At 46.4% G+C, this 276-nt stretch carries 1 pseudogene; it reads right to left on the bottom strand.

The features are described from left to right. Nucleotides 1-276 (bottom strand): annotated as a pseudogene (locus HMPREF2619_RS07225) (hypothetical protein); the annotation flags it as partial.

Below are 276 nucleotides of genomic sequence, written 5' to 3' on the forward strand. Positions count from 1 at the left end.
CCACCTGCTCCAGCCGCAAAGGCATTGCCCATCATCATAGCACCAAGCAATTGTTGCGCTGTTTCGCTATGTCCTGTTGAAACTCCAAGCCAGCGTTCAATCATGGCCACTCCTTGCATTGATGCAAAGAATACTCCAACATAAACTACACAGGCCGCTATCATTTGTTCCCAACTATTAAGGCCTTCAAAGAATCCTCCAGAAAGCTTCGCTACAGCTGAGACAGAGAGAACTGGTAAATCTCGGAAAATCTCAAGCGTTACACGCATAATGATC

This window comes from Streptococcus sp. HMSC074B11, assembly GCF_001808705.1.
Taxonomy (GTDB): domain Bacteria; phylum Bacillota; class Bacilli; order Lactobacillales; family Streptococcaceae; genus Streptococcus.